Here is a 14,105-nt window from a genome sequence, read left to right on the forward strand (position 1 = left end):
TGCCGGAGTGTTAACGGCGACGATTTTCGGTCTGGTTGGCACGACTTTACTTAACACCGCCGAAGGTCAGCCCTTTGACGATGTAACGCTGAATAAAATGTGAGGCGACCATCAGCGGCAGCACGGCCAGCACAATGCCTGCTGAAACCTTGCCAATCTGGACGCCGTTCGAGGTTTGCAGCGCAGCAAGCGACACCGGGATCGTGGCGGTCTCTGGTCCGCTGAGCACCAGAGCAAAAAGAAACTCATTCCATGACAGGATGAACCCCAGCACGGCGGAGGCTGCGAGGCCCGGCAGCGACACCGGCAGCACCACATGCCAGAACGCGCCCCAGGCGGTAGCTCCGTCGGTCATCGCCGCCCACTCCAGATCCACCGGAATCCCTTCAAAAAAGCCCATCAGGATCCACGTCAAAAACGGCAGGTTTAACGCGGCATAGACCAGCGTCAGCCCGAACAGCGAGTTGGTGAGCCCCACGGAACGCAGCATGGCGAAGGCGGGTAACACGAGCGCCACCGCAGGCAGCATCTGGGTTGCCAGCATTATAAAACGCGCCGCTTTACCGCCCGTTTTAAAGCGGGCAAAAGCGTAGCCGGTAGCGGCCGCGAACGGTAGGGCGAAGATCACCGACCCGGTGGCGACAATCAGGCTGTTGCTGTAGCGACGTAAAAAACCGTTGTTCTCAATCAGCGAACGAAAGTTTTCCCCGGAAAACTGCGGGAAGATATCGCTGCTGTAGGCCATGGATTCCGGCACCAGGCTGGTTCTTACAATCCACAGTACCGGCAGTAAAATGGAGAGGCAGGCCAGTACCAGCCCGATATGAAGTCCGATTTTCCGTAGCATGGTTGCTCCTCACGCTCCGATGGCGTCAGCGTTATCCGGGGTTTTGCGGCGATCGACGACGTCTCCGCTGCCGGTGTGGAAAAGATGCAGTGCGTTCGGATCCAGCCAGATGCTGAGCGTTTGACCTGCCTTCGGGTGCGTGTGGTGATCAAGGCGAACAACCACCGGAACGTTGCCGAGGGTGCCGCTGACAATGTTTTCCGCGCCCAGCGCTTCCACCCCGCTGACTGCAATCTCCAGGGGGACCCAGTCCGGTCTGCGCGGGTGGGCATGGAAATCTTCCGGCCGCACGCCGAGAGTCATCTTTTTTCCCGCCAGGTTTTGATAGTCGGCAGCCATCCAGTGCGGCACCGGGATCTGCGGGCCGTCGAATAGTTGCAGGCTGACGCCCGCGTCCGTCCGTTGCACAAAGCAGAGGAGAAGGTTGATGGAGGGCGAGGAGAGAAAGCGAGCGACAAAGATATTCACCGGATAGTTATAGACTTCCAGCGGTGTTCCGCACTGGATCAGATGGCCATCACGCATGATGCAAATGCGATCCGCCATTGTCATGGCCTCGACCTGATCGTGGGTAACGTAGACCATGGTTTTACCGAGGCGACGGTGAAGCTTGATCAGCTCACTGCGCATCTCGCCGCGCAGCTGGGCATCGAGGTTCGAGAGCGGTTCATCTAACAAAAAAGCCTGCGGTTCACGCACAATGGCGCGGCCCAGGGCAACGCGCTGGCGCTGACCGCCGGAAAGGGCGGCCGGTTTTCGGTGTAGCAGTTTATCCAGCCCCAGCATGGAGGCAGTCTCTGTCACTTTGCTGTTGATCACGTTGCCCGGTACGCCGCGCATTTTCAGGCCAAAGGCCATGTTTTCGGCAACGGTCATGTGCGGATAGAGGGCGTAGCTCTGGAACACCACGGCGATGTTACGATCGCGGGGCGCCACATGGCTCACATCGCGCCCGTCGATTAATAAGGTGCCGTCGGTGATGCTTTCCAGCCCGGCAATCATACGTAAGGTGGTGGATTTCCCGCATCCGGAAGGGCCAAGGAAGATAACAAATTCACCATCCCGGATATGCAAATTCACATTACGGACGCTGTGCTGATTGCCGTTGTAGGACTTCGACACGTTCCGTAATTCAATGGAGGCCATATTGGGTTACCTCTGTTACGTGTTGCCCACCCTGGGACTGGTAACATCCATGTTCGGTTTTGTGCGAAATGAATCTGGCGTGTTCATAGTGAAATGCGATCAGCCTGTATAAACGCCGCCCGTCACATTGACTCCCTGGCCGGTCATAAAACGGGCGGCGTCGGAACTCAAAAAGGCCACCACTTCGGCGACATCTTCGGGCGTTTCCAGGCGGCCAAGCGGCGTCTGGCGAATGTAATCATCAATCACCTGTTCAGGCGTCATGCCGCGCAGCTGCGCTTCCCACTCTACTTCCCGGCTCTGCATCCCGGTTTTAACAAAGCCTGGGCAGACAGCATTCACGCGGATCCCATCGGCGGCCAGTTCCCGCGCCAGCGCCTGGGTCCAGCCGAGGACGGCGAATTTACTGGCGGAGTAATGGGCCAGTAACGGCGCGCCGACTTTGGCGGCAAGCGATGCGGTGTTGACGATGGTGCCGGACTTACGCGTCACGAACTTGCGCGCGGCAACCTGATTGGTCAGGAAGATCCCACGGGTGTTGACGTCAAAGTTGAAATCCCACTCATCATCCGTCAGCGCAAGGGCCTTTTGCATAGTCGATACGCCAGCGTTGGCTACCAACAAGTGATAATCGCCCAGCGTTTTATCTACCCAGCTAAACCCTTGTTCAACGGATTCACGTAAACGAACATCCAGGTGAAACGCCACTGTGTCCGCGCCCAGTTCGGTTGCTGCTGTCCACGCGGCTTCTTCATTAATGTCTCCGATGGCGACGCGCATGCCCTGGCGAATCAAATTACGGGTGATGGCGTAGCCAATACCCGTGGCACCGCCGGTAACAATCGCCACTTTGCCTTGCAGGTCCGGATAGTGCCCGGACGTCGAATGTGATGTGTGCATGTTTTTTCCCTCTGTGTTGATGGTTATTTTTTACACCAATATAACGAACACAACAAAACAAATTTCTTATGATAAAAACAATTGCGATCACAATTTTTGTTTTGTATGTTTGTTTTTGTTAATTTGAATGTTCGGAGTAAACCGATGACGCACAGCGACACACAGCCTGTTCAGCCTGGCACACCCGGATCCGGTATGCGCTTACGTCGTTCGTCCGCGTCGCGTCAGACTGAGGTTATGCAGCTGCTGGTCCAGCAAGGGGCAGTTTCTGTCCCAGCGCTGGCCGCGAGGCTGTCGGTCTCCGAGATGACCATCCGTCGCGATCTGATAGAGATGGAACAGAAGGGCTGCCTCTGTCGTACCCACGGCGGTGCGGTATTGCCGCAGAGTGGAAGCGCGGTGGTGATTGACCAGGTGGAGCCGAGCTTTGAATCCCGGCTGCGGCAAAACCACGATGCCAAGCTGCGCATTGCGGCTGCAGCAGCAGAGTTAGGCAAGAAATTTCGCACACTGGCACTGGATGTCGGCAGCACGACCTTCCTTGCGGCGCGTTATCTCGGCCAGTGTTCACATTTGAAAATTTTCACCAACAGCATCCGCGTGGCGCACGACATTGCCCCCGCGAAAGCGGAAATCTATCTCGCGGGGGGGCGGATGCGCCCGGATGAAATGTCGACCGGCGGCTCAGCGGCTCTGCGCCAGTTTTCAGGTCTCTGGTTCGATATCACCTTCATCGGTATCTCGGGCCTGACGGCGGAGGGAATTTATGACTACGCCTTCGAAGATGCGGAACTCAAACGCCTTTATCTCAACCGTTCCAGCCTGAAAGTGGTGCTGTGCGACTCCAGTAAGTTTCAACGGATGTCGCTGGTTCACCTGGCCACGCTGGAGCAATTCGACATCCTGATAACCGAGCTGGCGCCGCCGCCCGCGCTGTCAGCGATGCTCGATGCGGCAAATATTGATGTGATCATCGCGCCTGAGCTGTCGAAAGACGCGTGATCGCTTTTTCACCATGACATACCAGCCAACACCGGAGAAAGTTATGATCTTTGATTTTTTGGGTAATAAGAAAAAAGCGGTTATCGCAATGGCCCATATTGGCGCGCTGCCTGGCGCGCCGTTGTACGACGCCAAAGGCGGTCTCAACAAGCTGATTGACGATGTCCTCAGCGACGTTGAGAAGCTGCAGGCAGGCGGCGTGGATGCGATCATGTTCGGCAATGAAAACGATCGCCCTTACGTGTTTAAAGCCTCACTGGAAGGCGTTTCTGCCATGTCAGCCGTGGTGCAGGCGGCGAAATCGGTGCTGAAAGTCCCGTTCGGCGTGAACTACCTGTGGGATCCCAACGCCAGCGTCGCCATCGGTGCCGCCACCGGGGCGAGCTTCGTGCGTGAAATTTTCACCGGCGTGTTTGCCTCTGATATGGGGATCTGGGAACCGGATTGCGCCAGCGCGTCTCGCCTACGTCGCAACCTTGGCCGGGAAGATATGAAATTGCTCTTTAACATCAACGCCGAATTCGCCCATTCTCTGGATGCACGCCCCATCGAACTGCGTGCGCGCAGCGCCATTTTCTCTTCGCTGGCAGATGCCATCCTGGTTTCCGGGCCAATCACCGGCGAACCGGCGGAACATTCCAACCTGCGTAAAGTCTGCGAAGCGGTGGAAGGCGTTCCGGTTTTCGCTAACACCGGCACCAATATCGACAACGTCACCGATATCCTGAGCGTGGCCAGCGGCGTGGTCATCGGCACACACTTTAAAGTGGAAGGGCATACCTGGAATCAGGTTGATGGGGATCGCGTAAAACGCTTTATGGATGTGGTCGAAAAACTGCGCTAAGCACAGCCGTCGGAACGGGAGGATAACATGCAGTATCTATTAGGTATTGATATTGGTACGACCTCAACCATCGGCATTCTGATCGCTTTGCCCGACAAGGTACTCGGTACGGCCTCCCGGCCGGTCACGCTCTCGGCCCCGCACAGCGGCTGGACGGAAGAATCGCCAGAGCAGTGGTGGGCGAATGTCGGCGAAATTTGCCGGCAACTGCTGGCGCAAAGCGGCATTGCGGCGAGTGATATCAGCGGCATTGGCGTGACAGGGATGCTGCCTGCCGTGGTCCTGCTGGATAATGAAGACCGGCTGCTGCGCCCGAGCATTCAGCAGAGCGACGGCCGCAGCGGCGCACAAGTGCAGCAAATGCGCAGCGAAATGGACGGTCAGCACTTCTTGCTGCGGGCAGGAAACGGCATCAATCAGCAGTTGGTGGGGGCCAAAATCCGCTGGATTGAGCGCCATGAACCTGCTGTGTTTGAACGTATTGCGACGGTGTTTGGTTCCTATGATTTTATCAACTGGAAGCTCACGGGCGAGAAAATCATCGAGCAGAACTGGGCGCTGGAGGCGGGGTTTGTCGATATTAGCAGCAATACGCTGAATGAGGAACTGATCGCCTTTGCCCATCTTCCGCGACACGCGGTTCCCCGGCTGGCGCGTTCCCACGAGGTCATTGGCTCCATCACCGAGCAGGCGGCGGCCTGGACGGGGCTCAGTGAAGGCACGCCGGTGATTGGCGGGGCCGCAGATTTGATTGCGTCCGCTCTCGGCGCGGGTGTGACGGCTCCGGGTGAGGTGCTGCTTAAATTCGGCGGTTCGGTGGACATTCTTACCGTGACAGCAACCGCCAACCCGGACCCGCGTCTGTATCTGGATTATCACCTCGTGCCGGGGTGCTATATGCCGAACGGCTGTATGTCGACCGGCGGATCGGGGCTGAACTGGTTCGTGCAGAACTTCGCCGCGCAGCATGAAGCGGCGGCGCGTGAAAAAGGGATGAGTCTGCACCAGTATCTGGACACGCTGGCGGAAAATCGTCCGGCGGGCAGCGACGGCCTGATTTTTCTGCCCTATTTTCTCGGGGAGAAGACCCCGCTGCACGACCCGGATGCCCGTGGCATCCTCTTTGGTCTGACGCTCACCCACGACGCAGGTCATATCTGGCGCGCGCTGCTCGAAGCCTACGCCTATGCCATCAAACACCATATTGAAACGCTGGTTGATATCGGTTATCCGGTAAAACGCTACGTTGTGTCAGACGGCGGGTCGGCAAGCAAACTGTGGATGCAGATTGTCGCCGATGTGCTGGGCGAGCCGCTCAATCGTCTGGACGGTCACCCCGGTTCTTGTCTGGGGGCGGCCTGGACGGCGGCGATTGGCGTCGGGGTGTCGACAGACTGGAAGGGGGCCAGCGCGTGGGTCAAGCTGAAAGATGTGATTACGCCGCTGCCTGAACATGCGGATGTCTATCGCCAGGGATACCCGCGTTTCCGCCAGCTTTATGAAGCCTGCCGCCCGCTGACTCGCCAGGAGACGCCATGAAATTTAACGCTATTGCCTGGGATGTTGACGGCACGCTGGTGGACAGCGAGCCTCTCCACCATCGGGCGCTGCTCGCTGCCTGCCATAGCTTCGGGCTGGATCTGAGCCATATTCCCGAGACGCGTTTTTACGGCGTGCATATTAACGATGTCTGGCTGGCCTTACGCGCCGAACTGCCCGCAGATTTAGACCGGGACGTATGGCTGCAGGCGATTGAGGATTACTACCACGACCACAGCAGTGAACTGGTTGCCATTCCCGGCAGCCGGGAAACCATCCGCCAGCTGGCGGCGAAAGGCGTCAGGCAGGCCTGCGTATCAAACTCATGCCGACGTATCGTCGAATCGAATCTGGAGGCTTTAGGCGTGCGGGAATTCATTGACGTGGTGGTGACGCTGGACGATGTGCGCTCTGGTAAACCGGCTCCCGAGCCGTATCAACATGCGTTGGGGGCGTTCGGGCTGCCTGCTGCTGCCGTCCTGGCGGTTGAGGACAGTATAACCGGAATGCGCTCGGCGCAGGCTGCCGGAATGCACGTGGCTTTTTATGGCGCATCACCCGCCTCTGAGCAAGGGGTAACCGAGATAACGTCGCTGGCCCGGATCCTCGACTGGTTCTGATTCGCACAGTTTCGCGTGGGGCAGGGAGGTCCCCGCAACGAAATGAACAAATTCGAACAAATCTGGTTTTAAATTACACCACTTCCCCTTAATATTGTGAGCTATATCGTTTAAGCCACCCTCAACCCGAAACAGAGTGTCCATCGTCATGTCAGCCAAACCCGAGATTCAGGCCCGTTATCTTCCCCAGGAACGCAAAAAGCGGATTCTAAACATGCTGGTCGAACAGGGGCGTGCGACGGTGGTTGATATCTCGGCGGAGCTGGCGGTTTCGGAAATGACGGTTCGCCGCGATCTGGCCGAACTGGAAACCGAAGGCAAACTCAGCCGGGTACACGGCGGCGCCGTACTGACGGAAACGGTCAGCCAGGCGATTATGGACCCGCTTCCGGCGCACTTTGATGCGCGCCTTTCACTGCACCGTGACAGCAAGATGCGTATTGCCCGAATGGCCGCCGAGGTTGCCGGGCGCTATCAGAGTGTTGCGCTTGATATCGGTACCACTACCCTGTTTATGGCCGAAGAACTGGTGAAGCATGAGCGCCTGAAAATCTTCACCAACAGCGTGCGTATCGCCCATGCGCTGGGGCGTTATGCGCAGGCGCCGGAAGTTTATCTGGCAGGTGGAATGATGCGAGATGATGAGATGGCGATTGTCGGACCGTCTGCCATTGAGCAATTCCAGCAGTTCTGGTTTGATATAGCGTTTATCAGCGCGTCGGGTATTACCAGCCAGGGGATTTACGATAGCGCGCTGGATGAGACGGAAATGAAGCGGGTGCTGATCCGCCGCTCCGGCTTTAAAGTGCTGCTTTGCGATGCCGCGAAGTTCCAGCATATGTCGCTGGTGCAGGTTGCGCAGTGGCAGGATATCGACCTGCTGATCACCGACAGCGCACCGCCTGCAGTGCTGGCCACTGCCCTTGAGCTGGCGAATGTGCAGGTGATGATTGCAACCTGACTGGTAATCAAGCTGCTGAGGCTGCCAAAAACGATGCAAACCAATGAAGGGAGAAATGGCGGAACACAACGCCCGCTTCCTGGTGCAGTTTATGGCGAAGCTCAGTTCGGCGCTGCAGGGCGACCCCATCGCGCTGTATGAAGCGGTTTTGCGTCGCTTTGATCCACAGGCTTAAAACTGCCTGCGCTATTTGTGATAATCTCTGCGAAAAGTGTCCAGCTGGTTGAGGTTATGCCGCAAAATTTATCTAAGGAAAATCCCCCGTCTCTGCCGGTCACGGGCGCCGGGGAAGATGCACAGGCGTTATTGCGCCAGCTGATGGCAATATATGATGTGAAAACGCTGGTGGCGCAGCTGGTTGCCGTCGGCGAACAGCACTGGAGCCCGGCAATACTCAAACGCGTTGCGACGGTGTCCCGGGCGGCTGGCCGCTTAGGCCGCCGGGAGCTCGCGCATCTGGCATCGCTGCTGCCGCAGCCGCCGGCTCACCATCCGAATTATGCTTTTCGCTTTGTCGATCTGTTCGCCGGTATCGGCGGCATTCGTAACGGCTTTGAAGCCATTAACGGGCAGTGCGTTTTCACCAGCGAATGGAATAAACATGCGGTGCGCACCTACAAAGCGAACTGGTATTGCGACCCAGAGCAGCATCGCTTCAACGCCGATATCCGGGATGTCACCCTCAGCCATCGTCTCGATATCAGCGATGATGAGGCCGCGCAGCATATCCGTGACACCATTCCTCAGCACGATGTTCTGCTGGCCGGCTTTCCCTGCCAGCCTTTTTCCCTCGCCGGGGTGTCGAAGAAGAACGCGCTCGGACGCGCCCACGGCTTTGCCTGTGAGACGCAGGGCACGTTGTTTTTCGATGTCGTCAGGATTATAGCGGCGCGGCGGCCGGCAATCTTTGTTCTGGAGAATGTCAAAAACCTGAAGAGCCATGACAAGGGGCGAACGTTTAGCATTATTATGCAAACCCTCGACGAACTTGGCTATGAGGTGTCTGATGCCGGGCATAGCGGGGCGGACGATCCCAAAGTTATCGATGGCCGCAACTTCCTGCCGCAGCACCGCGAACGCATCGTGCTGGTTGGCTTTCGCCGTGACCTGCAGCTGCACGATGGGTTTACCCTGCGCGATATCTCCGCGCTTTACCCGGCCCGGCGCCCGACGTTTGGCGATCTGCTTGAGCCGACGGTGGATGCCAAATTTATTCTTACCCCGGTGCTGTGGAAGTACCTCTATCGCTACGCGCGTAAACATCAGGCGCTGGGCAACGGTTTTGGCTACGGGTTAGTCGACCCGCGCAATCCGCATAGCGTGGCGCGCACGCTGTCGGCTCGCTACTACAAAGACGGCGCCGAAATTCTTATCGACCGCGGCTGGGATCGCCCGCTTGGCGAAAAGGACTTTGACGATCCGCAAAACCAGCAGCGCCGCCCGCGCCGGCTCACGCCCCGCGAATGCGCGCGGCTGATGGGCTTTGAGGCCCCGCAGGGATACCGCTTCCGCATTCCCGTTTCCGATACTCAGGCGTATCGCCAGTTCGGTAACTCGGTGGTTGTGCCGGTGTTTGCCGCAGTCGCTAAACTGCTACAGCCGCGAATTGCGCAGGCGGTGGCCCGCCGCGATCCCGAGGATGGTGCTGATGGACGTTCACGATAAGGCCACCCGCAGTAAAAATATGCGCGCCATCGGCAAATTCGATACGGCGATTGAAAAACGACTGGCCGGGCTGCTCACGCAGGCCGGTTTTTCTTTTACCGCTCAGGAGGCCACGCTGCCGGGGCGCCCGGATTTTGTGGTTAATGATTACCGCTGCGCTATCTTCACCCACGGCTGTTTCTGGCATCATCATCACTGCTACCTGTTCAAGGTGCCGGCAACCCGGACGGAGTTCTGGCTGAAAAAAATCGACGGCAACGTGGCGCGAGACCGGCGGGATGAGACGCTGCTGCTCGAACAGGGATGGCGGGTGCTGATCGTCTGGGAGTGCGCGCTACGCGGGCGGAAAAAGCTCAGTGATGAAGCGCTTAGCGAACGCCTGGAGGAGTGGATCTGCGGCGGCGGCGACCGCGCGCAGATTGATACTCAGGGGATCGGGCCGTAGCCTACTTTTCAACCTTACAGGGCGTTACTTCGCTGCGGGCGGGAAACAGATACTTGCCCAGCGTCACCAGAACTACCGCAAAAATGATGACGCCTAGCGCCGTCCACTCCGTCAGCGACAGGCTCTCTCCGGCGAACCCGGTGCCTAATAACACCGCTACTACCGGGTTAACGTAGGCATAGCTGGTGGCGACGGCGGGGGTGACGTTGCGGATCAGGTACATGTAAGCATTAATGGCAATCAGCGAGCCGAATATGGCCAGGTAGGCGACGGCAATAATGCCGGACCATGATGGCATATGGGTGAGCTTTTCGCCGGTCAGCGCCGAGGCGACCATCAGCACAATTCCCGCCGCGAGCATTTCAATCGCGCCGGCCATCATGCCGGTCGGAAGTTCAATTCTCGAACCATACACTGAGCCAAACGCCCAGCTAATGGAACCGATCAGAATCAGCAGCGAGCCCCAGGGGTTGCCGCTTAAATTGCCGCCGCTATTGAGCAGGATAATCCCCGCCAGGCCGATGGCAATGCCCAGCCACTCGATTTTACGCGTGGCGATGCCGAAAAAGCGGCTAAAGCACAGGGTAAATAGCGGGACGGTGGCGACCATGACCGCCGCAATTCCTGAAGGCACGTGCTGATGCTCAGCCAGGGTGACGAAGCCGTTGCCAACGGCAAGCAGCAGGATACCGATCAGCCCCGCGTTGAGCAGCGGTCTACGCGCCGGGAGCTTGTGGCCGGTAGCCAGCAGATAGACGATCAGCAGCCCTCCGGCGGAAAGGAAGCGAATGCCGGCCATCATCAGCGGGGGCCAGCTGGCAACGCCAATGGCGATGGCAAAGTAGGTGGATCCCCAGATGATATATAGCGCAAACAGCGCCCCGATAAGCGGTAATAACTGGCGGGTAGACATACGTCCTCACGACGGTACAAAAATAGGAAGGGGGCATATAGTAAACGTGAAAACTACCTCGCTGGCGAGCGCTTTAATTGCCCGGTGGTTGTTAATTTTTTGTTGACTATTCGCTTTGCTGGGCGAGAGGCCGATTTTGCCCCATACTCTATGTTTCATAACCATAAAATGAAGGAATGGTATTTTGGCGGGAAGTAGTCTTTTAACCTTGTTGGACGATATTGCTACGCTGCTCGACGATATCTCCGTTATGGGTAAGCTGGCGGCGAAGAAAACGGCAGGCGTGCTTGGGGACGATCTTTCCCTCAATGCCCAGCAGGTAACCGGCGTACGGGCGAACCGCGAACTGCCGGTAGTCTGGGGGGTGGCGAAGGGGTCCCTGGTCAATAAAGTGATCCTGGTACCGCTGGCGCTATTAATCAGCGCATTTATTCCGTGGGCGATTACGCCGCTGCTGATGCTTGGCGGGGCCTTCCTCTGTTTTGAAGGCGTCGAAAAAGTGCTGCATAGCGTGCAGGCTCGCAAACACAAAGAGGACCCGCAGGCCCGTCAACAGCGTCTGGAGGCGCTGGCTGAACGCGACCCGCTGGCATTTGAACGCGATAAAGTGAAAGGCGCTATTCGTACCGACTTTATTCTCTCCGCCGAAATTGTCGCGATCACCCTCGGCATCGTGGCGGATGCGCCGCTGTTAAACCAGATTCTGGTCCTTTCAGGAATTGCCATTCTGGTGACCGTTGGCGTGTACGGCCTGGTGGGAATTATCGTGAAGCTGGACGATATGGGCTACTGGCTGGTGGAGAAAGGCGGCGTGCTGGCTCAGTGGCTCGGCAAAGGTCTGCTGGCGGTGGCGCCTCGTCTGATGAAGTTGCTGTCGATTGTCGGGACGCTGGCGATGTTCCTCGTCGGCGGCGGAATTGTGGTCCATGGCATTACCCCGCTGCACCATGCGGTGGAAAATCTGGCCAGCGGAATGTCCGGGTTCGCCGCTTCACTGCTGCCGACGGGCGTAAACCTGGTTTTGGGTTTCATCATTGGCGCCGTGGTGCTGGCGGGCGTGAAAGCCGTTTCCGGACTTCGTCGCGCGGTAAAGTAAATCCGCCGGCGGTTATGCAAAATGTCGCAGCTTCGTCTAAGGTGAAACAGTTTCTCCCGGATTACGGAGCGAAAAATGGTCTGGTCCATCAGCGATGAAGTGAGACGAAAAAGCGGCGGGCCGCGCATGGTTATAACCGGTTTTGCCAATGGCATGGTTGAATGCCGTTGGTATGACGGTTATGCCGTCAAGCGCGAGGCGTTCCGTGAAGATGAATTGGTTCGTGGGGGAGGAGGAGCAGAACAGGTCTCCTGAGCCCAATAACGCCCGGTATATACCGGGCGTTTTGTCATGGCATGGCCTGTCTTTCCGACAGGGAGCGTTGATGATTGCACTGCGAGAGAACGATGAATAAGCCGCTGTGGGTGAGAAAACTTCGCCGCTTTTCGAGCCCTGGGCATGTGGTAAATTTTTGTTTTGTTGCGGTGCTGTTCTTTTCCACGCTGCTGATATGGCGAGAAATAATGGTGCTGGAGGAGGCGTATGTCGATAACCAGCGCAACAATCTGGCAAACGTCGCCCATGAAATGGATGGCCTGCTGCAGTTTAATATCGACCGGATGATCTTTTTCCGCAACGGGATGCAGTCGGCGCTGGAAACGCCGTTAGATTTTACGATCCTGCGTAATGCCGAGCAGGAGTATATGAGCAGGCGCCATCAAGCGATCTGGTCGGTGGCGCTACACAACCGGCGTACGCTGCCGGTCTACGGCGTGTCCGATGCTTTTGTCGACAAAGCTAATACCCTGTCCCGCGACAACCCCCTTTCCGGCAACGAGCTGATGGCCACGCTTGAGCTGGGCTATCTGCTGCGCCTGACCAATAATAACCGCGGCTTCACCGAGCGTATGCTGTACGTATCGCGCAGCGGCTTTTTTATCAGCACGGAAACGCTAAAAAACACCGCCCAGGCGCTGGATCGGTATAGCGATGCCACCCGCTCCCCGTGGTTTACCCGCCAGGCCCAGCGGACCAATCCCGGGCGCGGCGTGGTTTGGCAAACCTTTCCTGAGGAGGGGGCGCTGCGCGATGCCCAGGTGGTGACGGCTTCCGTACCGCTGGATTTCCGCCACTACTGGCACGGCGTGCTGGCTATGGACTTCTCCGTTCGCGAAATGAAGGCCTTTCTGGTGAGCGCGGCAAAGGGCGGGCAGGACGGCGAGTATCAGCTGTATGACAACCGGCTGAACCTGATTGCCTCTTCCGCGCCGGGAACGGTGCTCACGCTGCTCTCGCCCCGCGAGCAGGAGATGCTGAGCTACGCCTTCTCGCATGACAACGAAGGCGGCATGCGCCTGCTAACCCGCTACATCAGCTGGGAAAAACTGCATAATTTTGATGGCGTCCTGCTGCGTATCCACACCCTGCAGGAAGGAGTCCGCGGTGAATTCGGATCGATTACCATCGCGTTGATGCTGATGTGGCTGCTCTTTACCTCAATGCTGATAATCTCCTGGCTGGTTATTCTGCGCATGGTGCGCAATATGAGCGTGCTGCAAAAGTCGCTGGAGTGGCAAGCCTGGCACGATGCCCTAACGCGGCTGTTAAACCGCGGGGCATTGTTTGCAAGAGCTATTGCCGCGGCCGGTGAGTGCGAGCGCGGGAGGCGCCCGTTGGCGGTGATCCAGCTCGATCTGGATTACTTCAAGCGGGTTAACGACCTGCACGGCCATCAGTCCGGCGATCGGGTGCTGTCTCTGGTCGCCGGTACGATAGCCAGCAACATCCGCGAAGGCGATCTCGCCGGGCGCGTGGGCGGGGAGGAGTTTTGCGTGGTTATGCCTGATACCACGCTGCAGGAGGCGGCTGCGATAGCGGAGCGTATCCGCATTCGCATTAACAGCCGCGAAATACTGCTCTGCGACAACACGAGCCTGCGTATCAGCGCCTCGCTGGGCGTCAGCTGCAGCGAGGATTCCGCGGAGGCTAACTTTGAAAACCTGCAGTCGATCGCCGATCGCCGGCTCTATCTTGCGAAACAGAACGGCCGAAACCAGGTCTGTTTTGCGGGATAGGCGTCCGGGTCTGGCCGCCGCTATCCGGTTGCGGCGGCACGATTATCTCCTGATATGGGATTTTTCTTAAAAGAGGGGGCGGGATTAAACGTGACTCATGGCGCAGCGATAT

14 protein-coding genes and 1 pseudogene are annotated in these 14,105 nt (G+C 57.7%); 11 read left to right on the forward strand and 4 right to left on the reverse strand.

Annotation, left to right across the window (positions count from 1 at the left end):
- Positions 1–46: 46 nt before the first annotated feature.
- The 3 genes from NWP14_RS00620 to NWP14_RS00630 form a co-directional block, all read right to left on the reverse strand.
- Positions 47–847, reverse strand: a complete 801-nt coding sequence (locus tag NWP14_RS00620) for a carbohydrate ABC transporter permease (protein ID WP_331834452.1) — start codon at positions 845–847, stop codon at positions 47–49.
- Between the two features lie 9 nt (positions 848–856).
- Positions 857–1,993 carry an ABC transporter ATP-binding protein gene (locus NWP14_RS00625; protein ID WP_095101567.1) on the reverse strand — a complete coding sequence of 379 codons (1,137 nt, stop codon included), beginning with the start codon at positions 1,991–1,993 and terminating at the stop codon, positions 857–859.
- Between the two features lie 99 nt (positions 1,994–2,092).
- A complete protein-coding gene (locus NWP14_RS00630) occupies positions 2,093–2,893 on the reverse strand; it encodes an SDR family NAD(P)-dependent oxidoreductase (protein ID WP_095101569.1) in 801 nt (266 codons plus the stop codon).
- Between the two features lie 195 nt (positions 2,894–3,088).
- Between NWP14_RS00630 and NWP14_RS00635 the strand changes: the two genes are divergently transcribed.
- From NWP14_RS00635 to NWP14_RS00670, 8 genes and pseudogenes are all read left to right on the forward strand, one after another.
- A complete protein-coding gene (locus NWP14_RS00635; RefSeq protein WP_346431165.1) occupies positions 3,089–3,895 on the forward strand; it encodes a DeoR/GlpR family DNA-binding transcription regulator in 807 nt (268 codons plus the stop codon).
- A 43-nt stretch (positions 3,896–3,938) separates the two neighbouring features.
- Entirely contained in the window at positions 3,939–4,739 is an 801-nt protein-coding gene (locus NWP14_RS00640) for a BtpA/SgcQ family protein (RefSeq protein WP_095101573.1), read from the forward strand.
- Between the two features lie 27 nt (positions 4,740–4,766).
- Positions 4,767–6,278, forward strand: a complete 1,512-nt coding sequence (locus NWP14_RS00645; protein ID WP_375214578.1) for an FGGY-family carbohydrate kinase — start codon at positions 4,767–4,769, stop codon at positions 6,276–6,278.
- On the forward strand, positions 6,275–6,898 hold the full coding sequence (locus tag NWP14_RS00650; RefSeq protein ID WP_346431167.1) for an HAD family phosphatase: 624 nt from the start codon (positions 6,275–6,277) through the stop codon (positions 6,896–6,898). Before NWP14_RS00645 ends, NWP14_RS00650 begins: the two co-directional genes overlap by 4 nt.
- Positions 6,899–7,046: 148 nt before the next feature.
- Positions 7,047–7,859, forward strand: coding sequence for a DeoR/GlpR family DNA-binding transcription regulator (locus NWP14_RS00655; protein WP_095101579.1), 813 nt, complete (start codon positions 7,047–7,049; stop codon positions 7,857–7,859).
- A 9-nt stretch (positions 7,860–7,868) separates the two neighbouring features.
- Positions 7,869–8,034: pseudogene (locus NWP14_RS00660) on the forward strand (hydrolase); the annotation flags it as partial.
- Between the two features lie 56 nt (positions 8,035–8,090).
- Entirely contained in the window at positions 8,091–9,524 is a 1,434-nt protein-coding gene (locus tag NWP14_RS00665) for a DNA cytosine methyltransferase (RefSeq protein ID WP_095101581.1), read from the forward strand.
- The gene (locus NWP14_RS00670; RefSeq protein ID WP_095102266.1) at positions 9,505–9,969 is read left to right on the forward strand and encodes a very short patch repair endonuclease; all 465 of its coding nucleotides are present in this window, start codon (positions 9,505–9,507) and stop codon (positions 9,967–9,969) included. The genes NWP14_RS00665 and NWP14_RS00670 overlap by 20 nt, the downstream gene beginning before the upstream one ends.
- Position 9,970: 1 nt before the next feature.
- Here NWP14_RS00670 and yedA read toward each other — a convergent pair whose 3' ends face one another.
- Positions 9,971–10,882 carry a drug/metabolite exporter YedA gene (gene yedA / locus NWP14_RS00675; RefSeq protein WP_095101582.1) on the reverse strand — a complete coding sequence of 304 codons (912 nt, stop codon included), beginning with the start codon at positions 10,880–10,882 and terminating at the stop codon, positions 9,971–9,973.
- Between the two features lie 184 nt (positions 10,883–11,066).
- On the opposite strand from yedA, the gene NWP14_RS00680 reads away from it, so the two are divergent.
- The 3 genes from NWP14_RS00680 to dgcQ all read left to right on the forward strand — a co-directional run bounded on the left by NWP14_RS00680 (position 11,067) and on the right by dgcQ (position 13,993).
- A complete protein-coding gene (locus NWP14_RS00680; RefSeq protein WP_331834447.1) occupies positions 11,067–11,978 on the forward strand; it encodes a DUF808 family protein in 912 nt (303 codons plus the stop codon).
- A 75-nt stretch (positions 11,979–12,053) separates the two neighbouring features.
- Entirely contained in the window at positions 12,054–12,233 is a 180-nt protein-coding gene (locus NWP14_RS00685; RefSeq protein ID WP_331834446.1) for a DUF2158 domain-containing protein, read from the forward strand.
- 92 nt (positions 12,234–12,325) lie between these two features.
- Entirely contained in the window at positions 12,326–13,993 is a 1,668-nt protein-coding gene (gene dgcQ / locus NWP14_RS00690) for a cellulose biosynthesis regulator diguanylate cyclase DgcQ (RefSeq protein WP_375214579.1), read from the forward strand.
- Positions 13,994–14,105: the final 112 nt, after the last annotated feature.

This window comes from Klebsiella sp. C349492 (assembly GCF_042055345.1).
Taxonomy (GTDB): Bacteria; Pseudomonadota; Gammaproteobacteria; order Enterobacterales; family Enterobacteriaceae; genus Klebsiella; species Klebsiella scottii.

Coding starts and splice junctions, on each gene's coding strand:
- NWP14_RS00685 (WP_331834446.1), top strand. CDS start 12,054: ATGGTCTGGTCCATCAGCGATGAAGTGAGACGAAAAAGCGGCGGGCCG.
- NWP14_RS00625 (WP_095101567.1), bottom strand. CDS start 1,993: ATGGCCTCCATTGAATTACGGAACGTGTCGAAGTCCTACAACGGCAAT.
- NWP14_RS00655 (WP_095101579.1), top strand. CDS start 7,047: ATGTCAGCCAAACCCGAGATTCAGGCCCGTTATCTTCCCCAGGAACGC.
- NWP14_RS00640 (WP_095101573.1), top strand. CDS start 3,939: ATGATCTTTGATTTTTTGGGTAATAAGAAAAAAGCGGTTATCGCAATG.
- NWP14_RS00665 (WP_095101581.1), top strand. CDS start 8,091: ATGCCGCAAAATTTATCTAAGGAAAATCCCCCGTCTCTGCCGGTCACG.
- NWP14_RS00635 (WP_346431165.1), top strand. CDS start 3,089: ATGCGCTTACGTCGTTCGTCCGCGTCGCGTCAGACTGAGGTTATGCAG.
- dgcQ (WP_375214579.1), top strand. CDS start 12,326: ATGAATAAGCCGCTGTGGGTGAGAAAACTTCGCCGCTTTTCGAGCCCT.
- NWP14_RS00620 (WP_331834452.1), bottom strand. CDS start 847: ATGCTACGGAAAATCGGACTTCATATCGGGCTGGTACTGGCCTGCCTC.
- NWP14_RS00650 (WP_346431167.1), top strand. CDS start 6,275: ATGAAATTTAACGCTATTGCCTGGGATGTTGACGGCACGCTGGTGGAC.
- yedA (WP_095101582.1), bottom strand. CDS start 10,882: ATGTCTACCCGCCAGTTATTACCGCTTATCGGGGCGCTGTTTGCGCTA.
- NWP14_RS00645 (WP_375214578.1), top strand. CDS start 4,767: ATGCAGTATCTATTAGGTATTGATATTGGTACGACCTCAACCATCGGC.
- NWP14_RS00630 (WP_095101569.1), bottom strand. CDS start 2,893: ATGCACACATCACATTCGACGTCCGGGCACTATCCGGACCTGCAAGGC.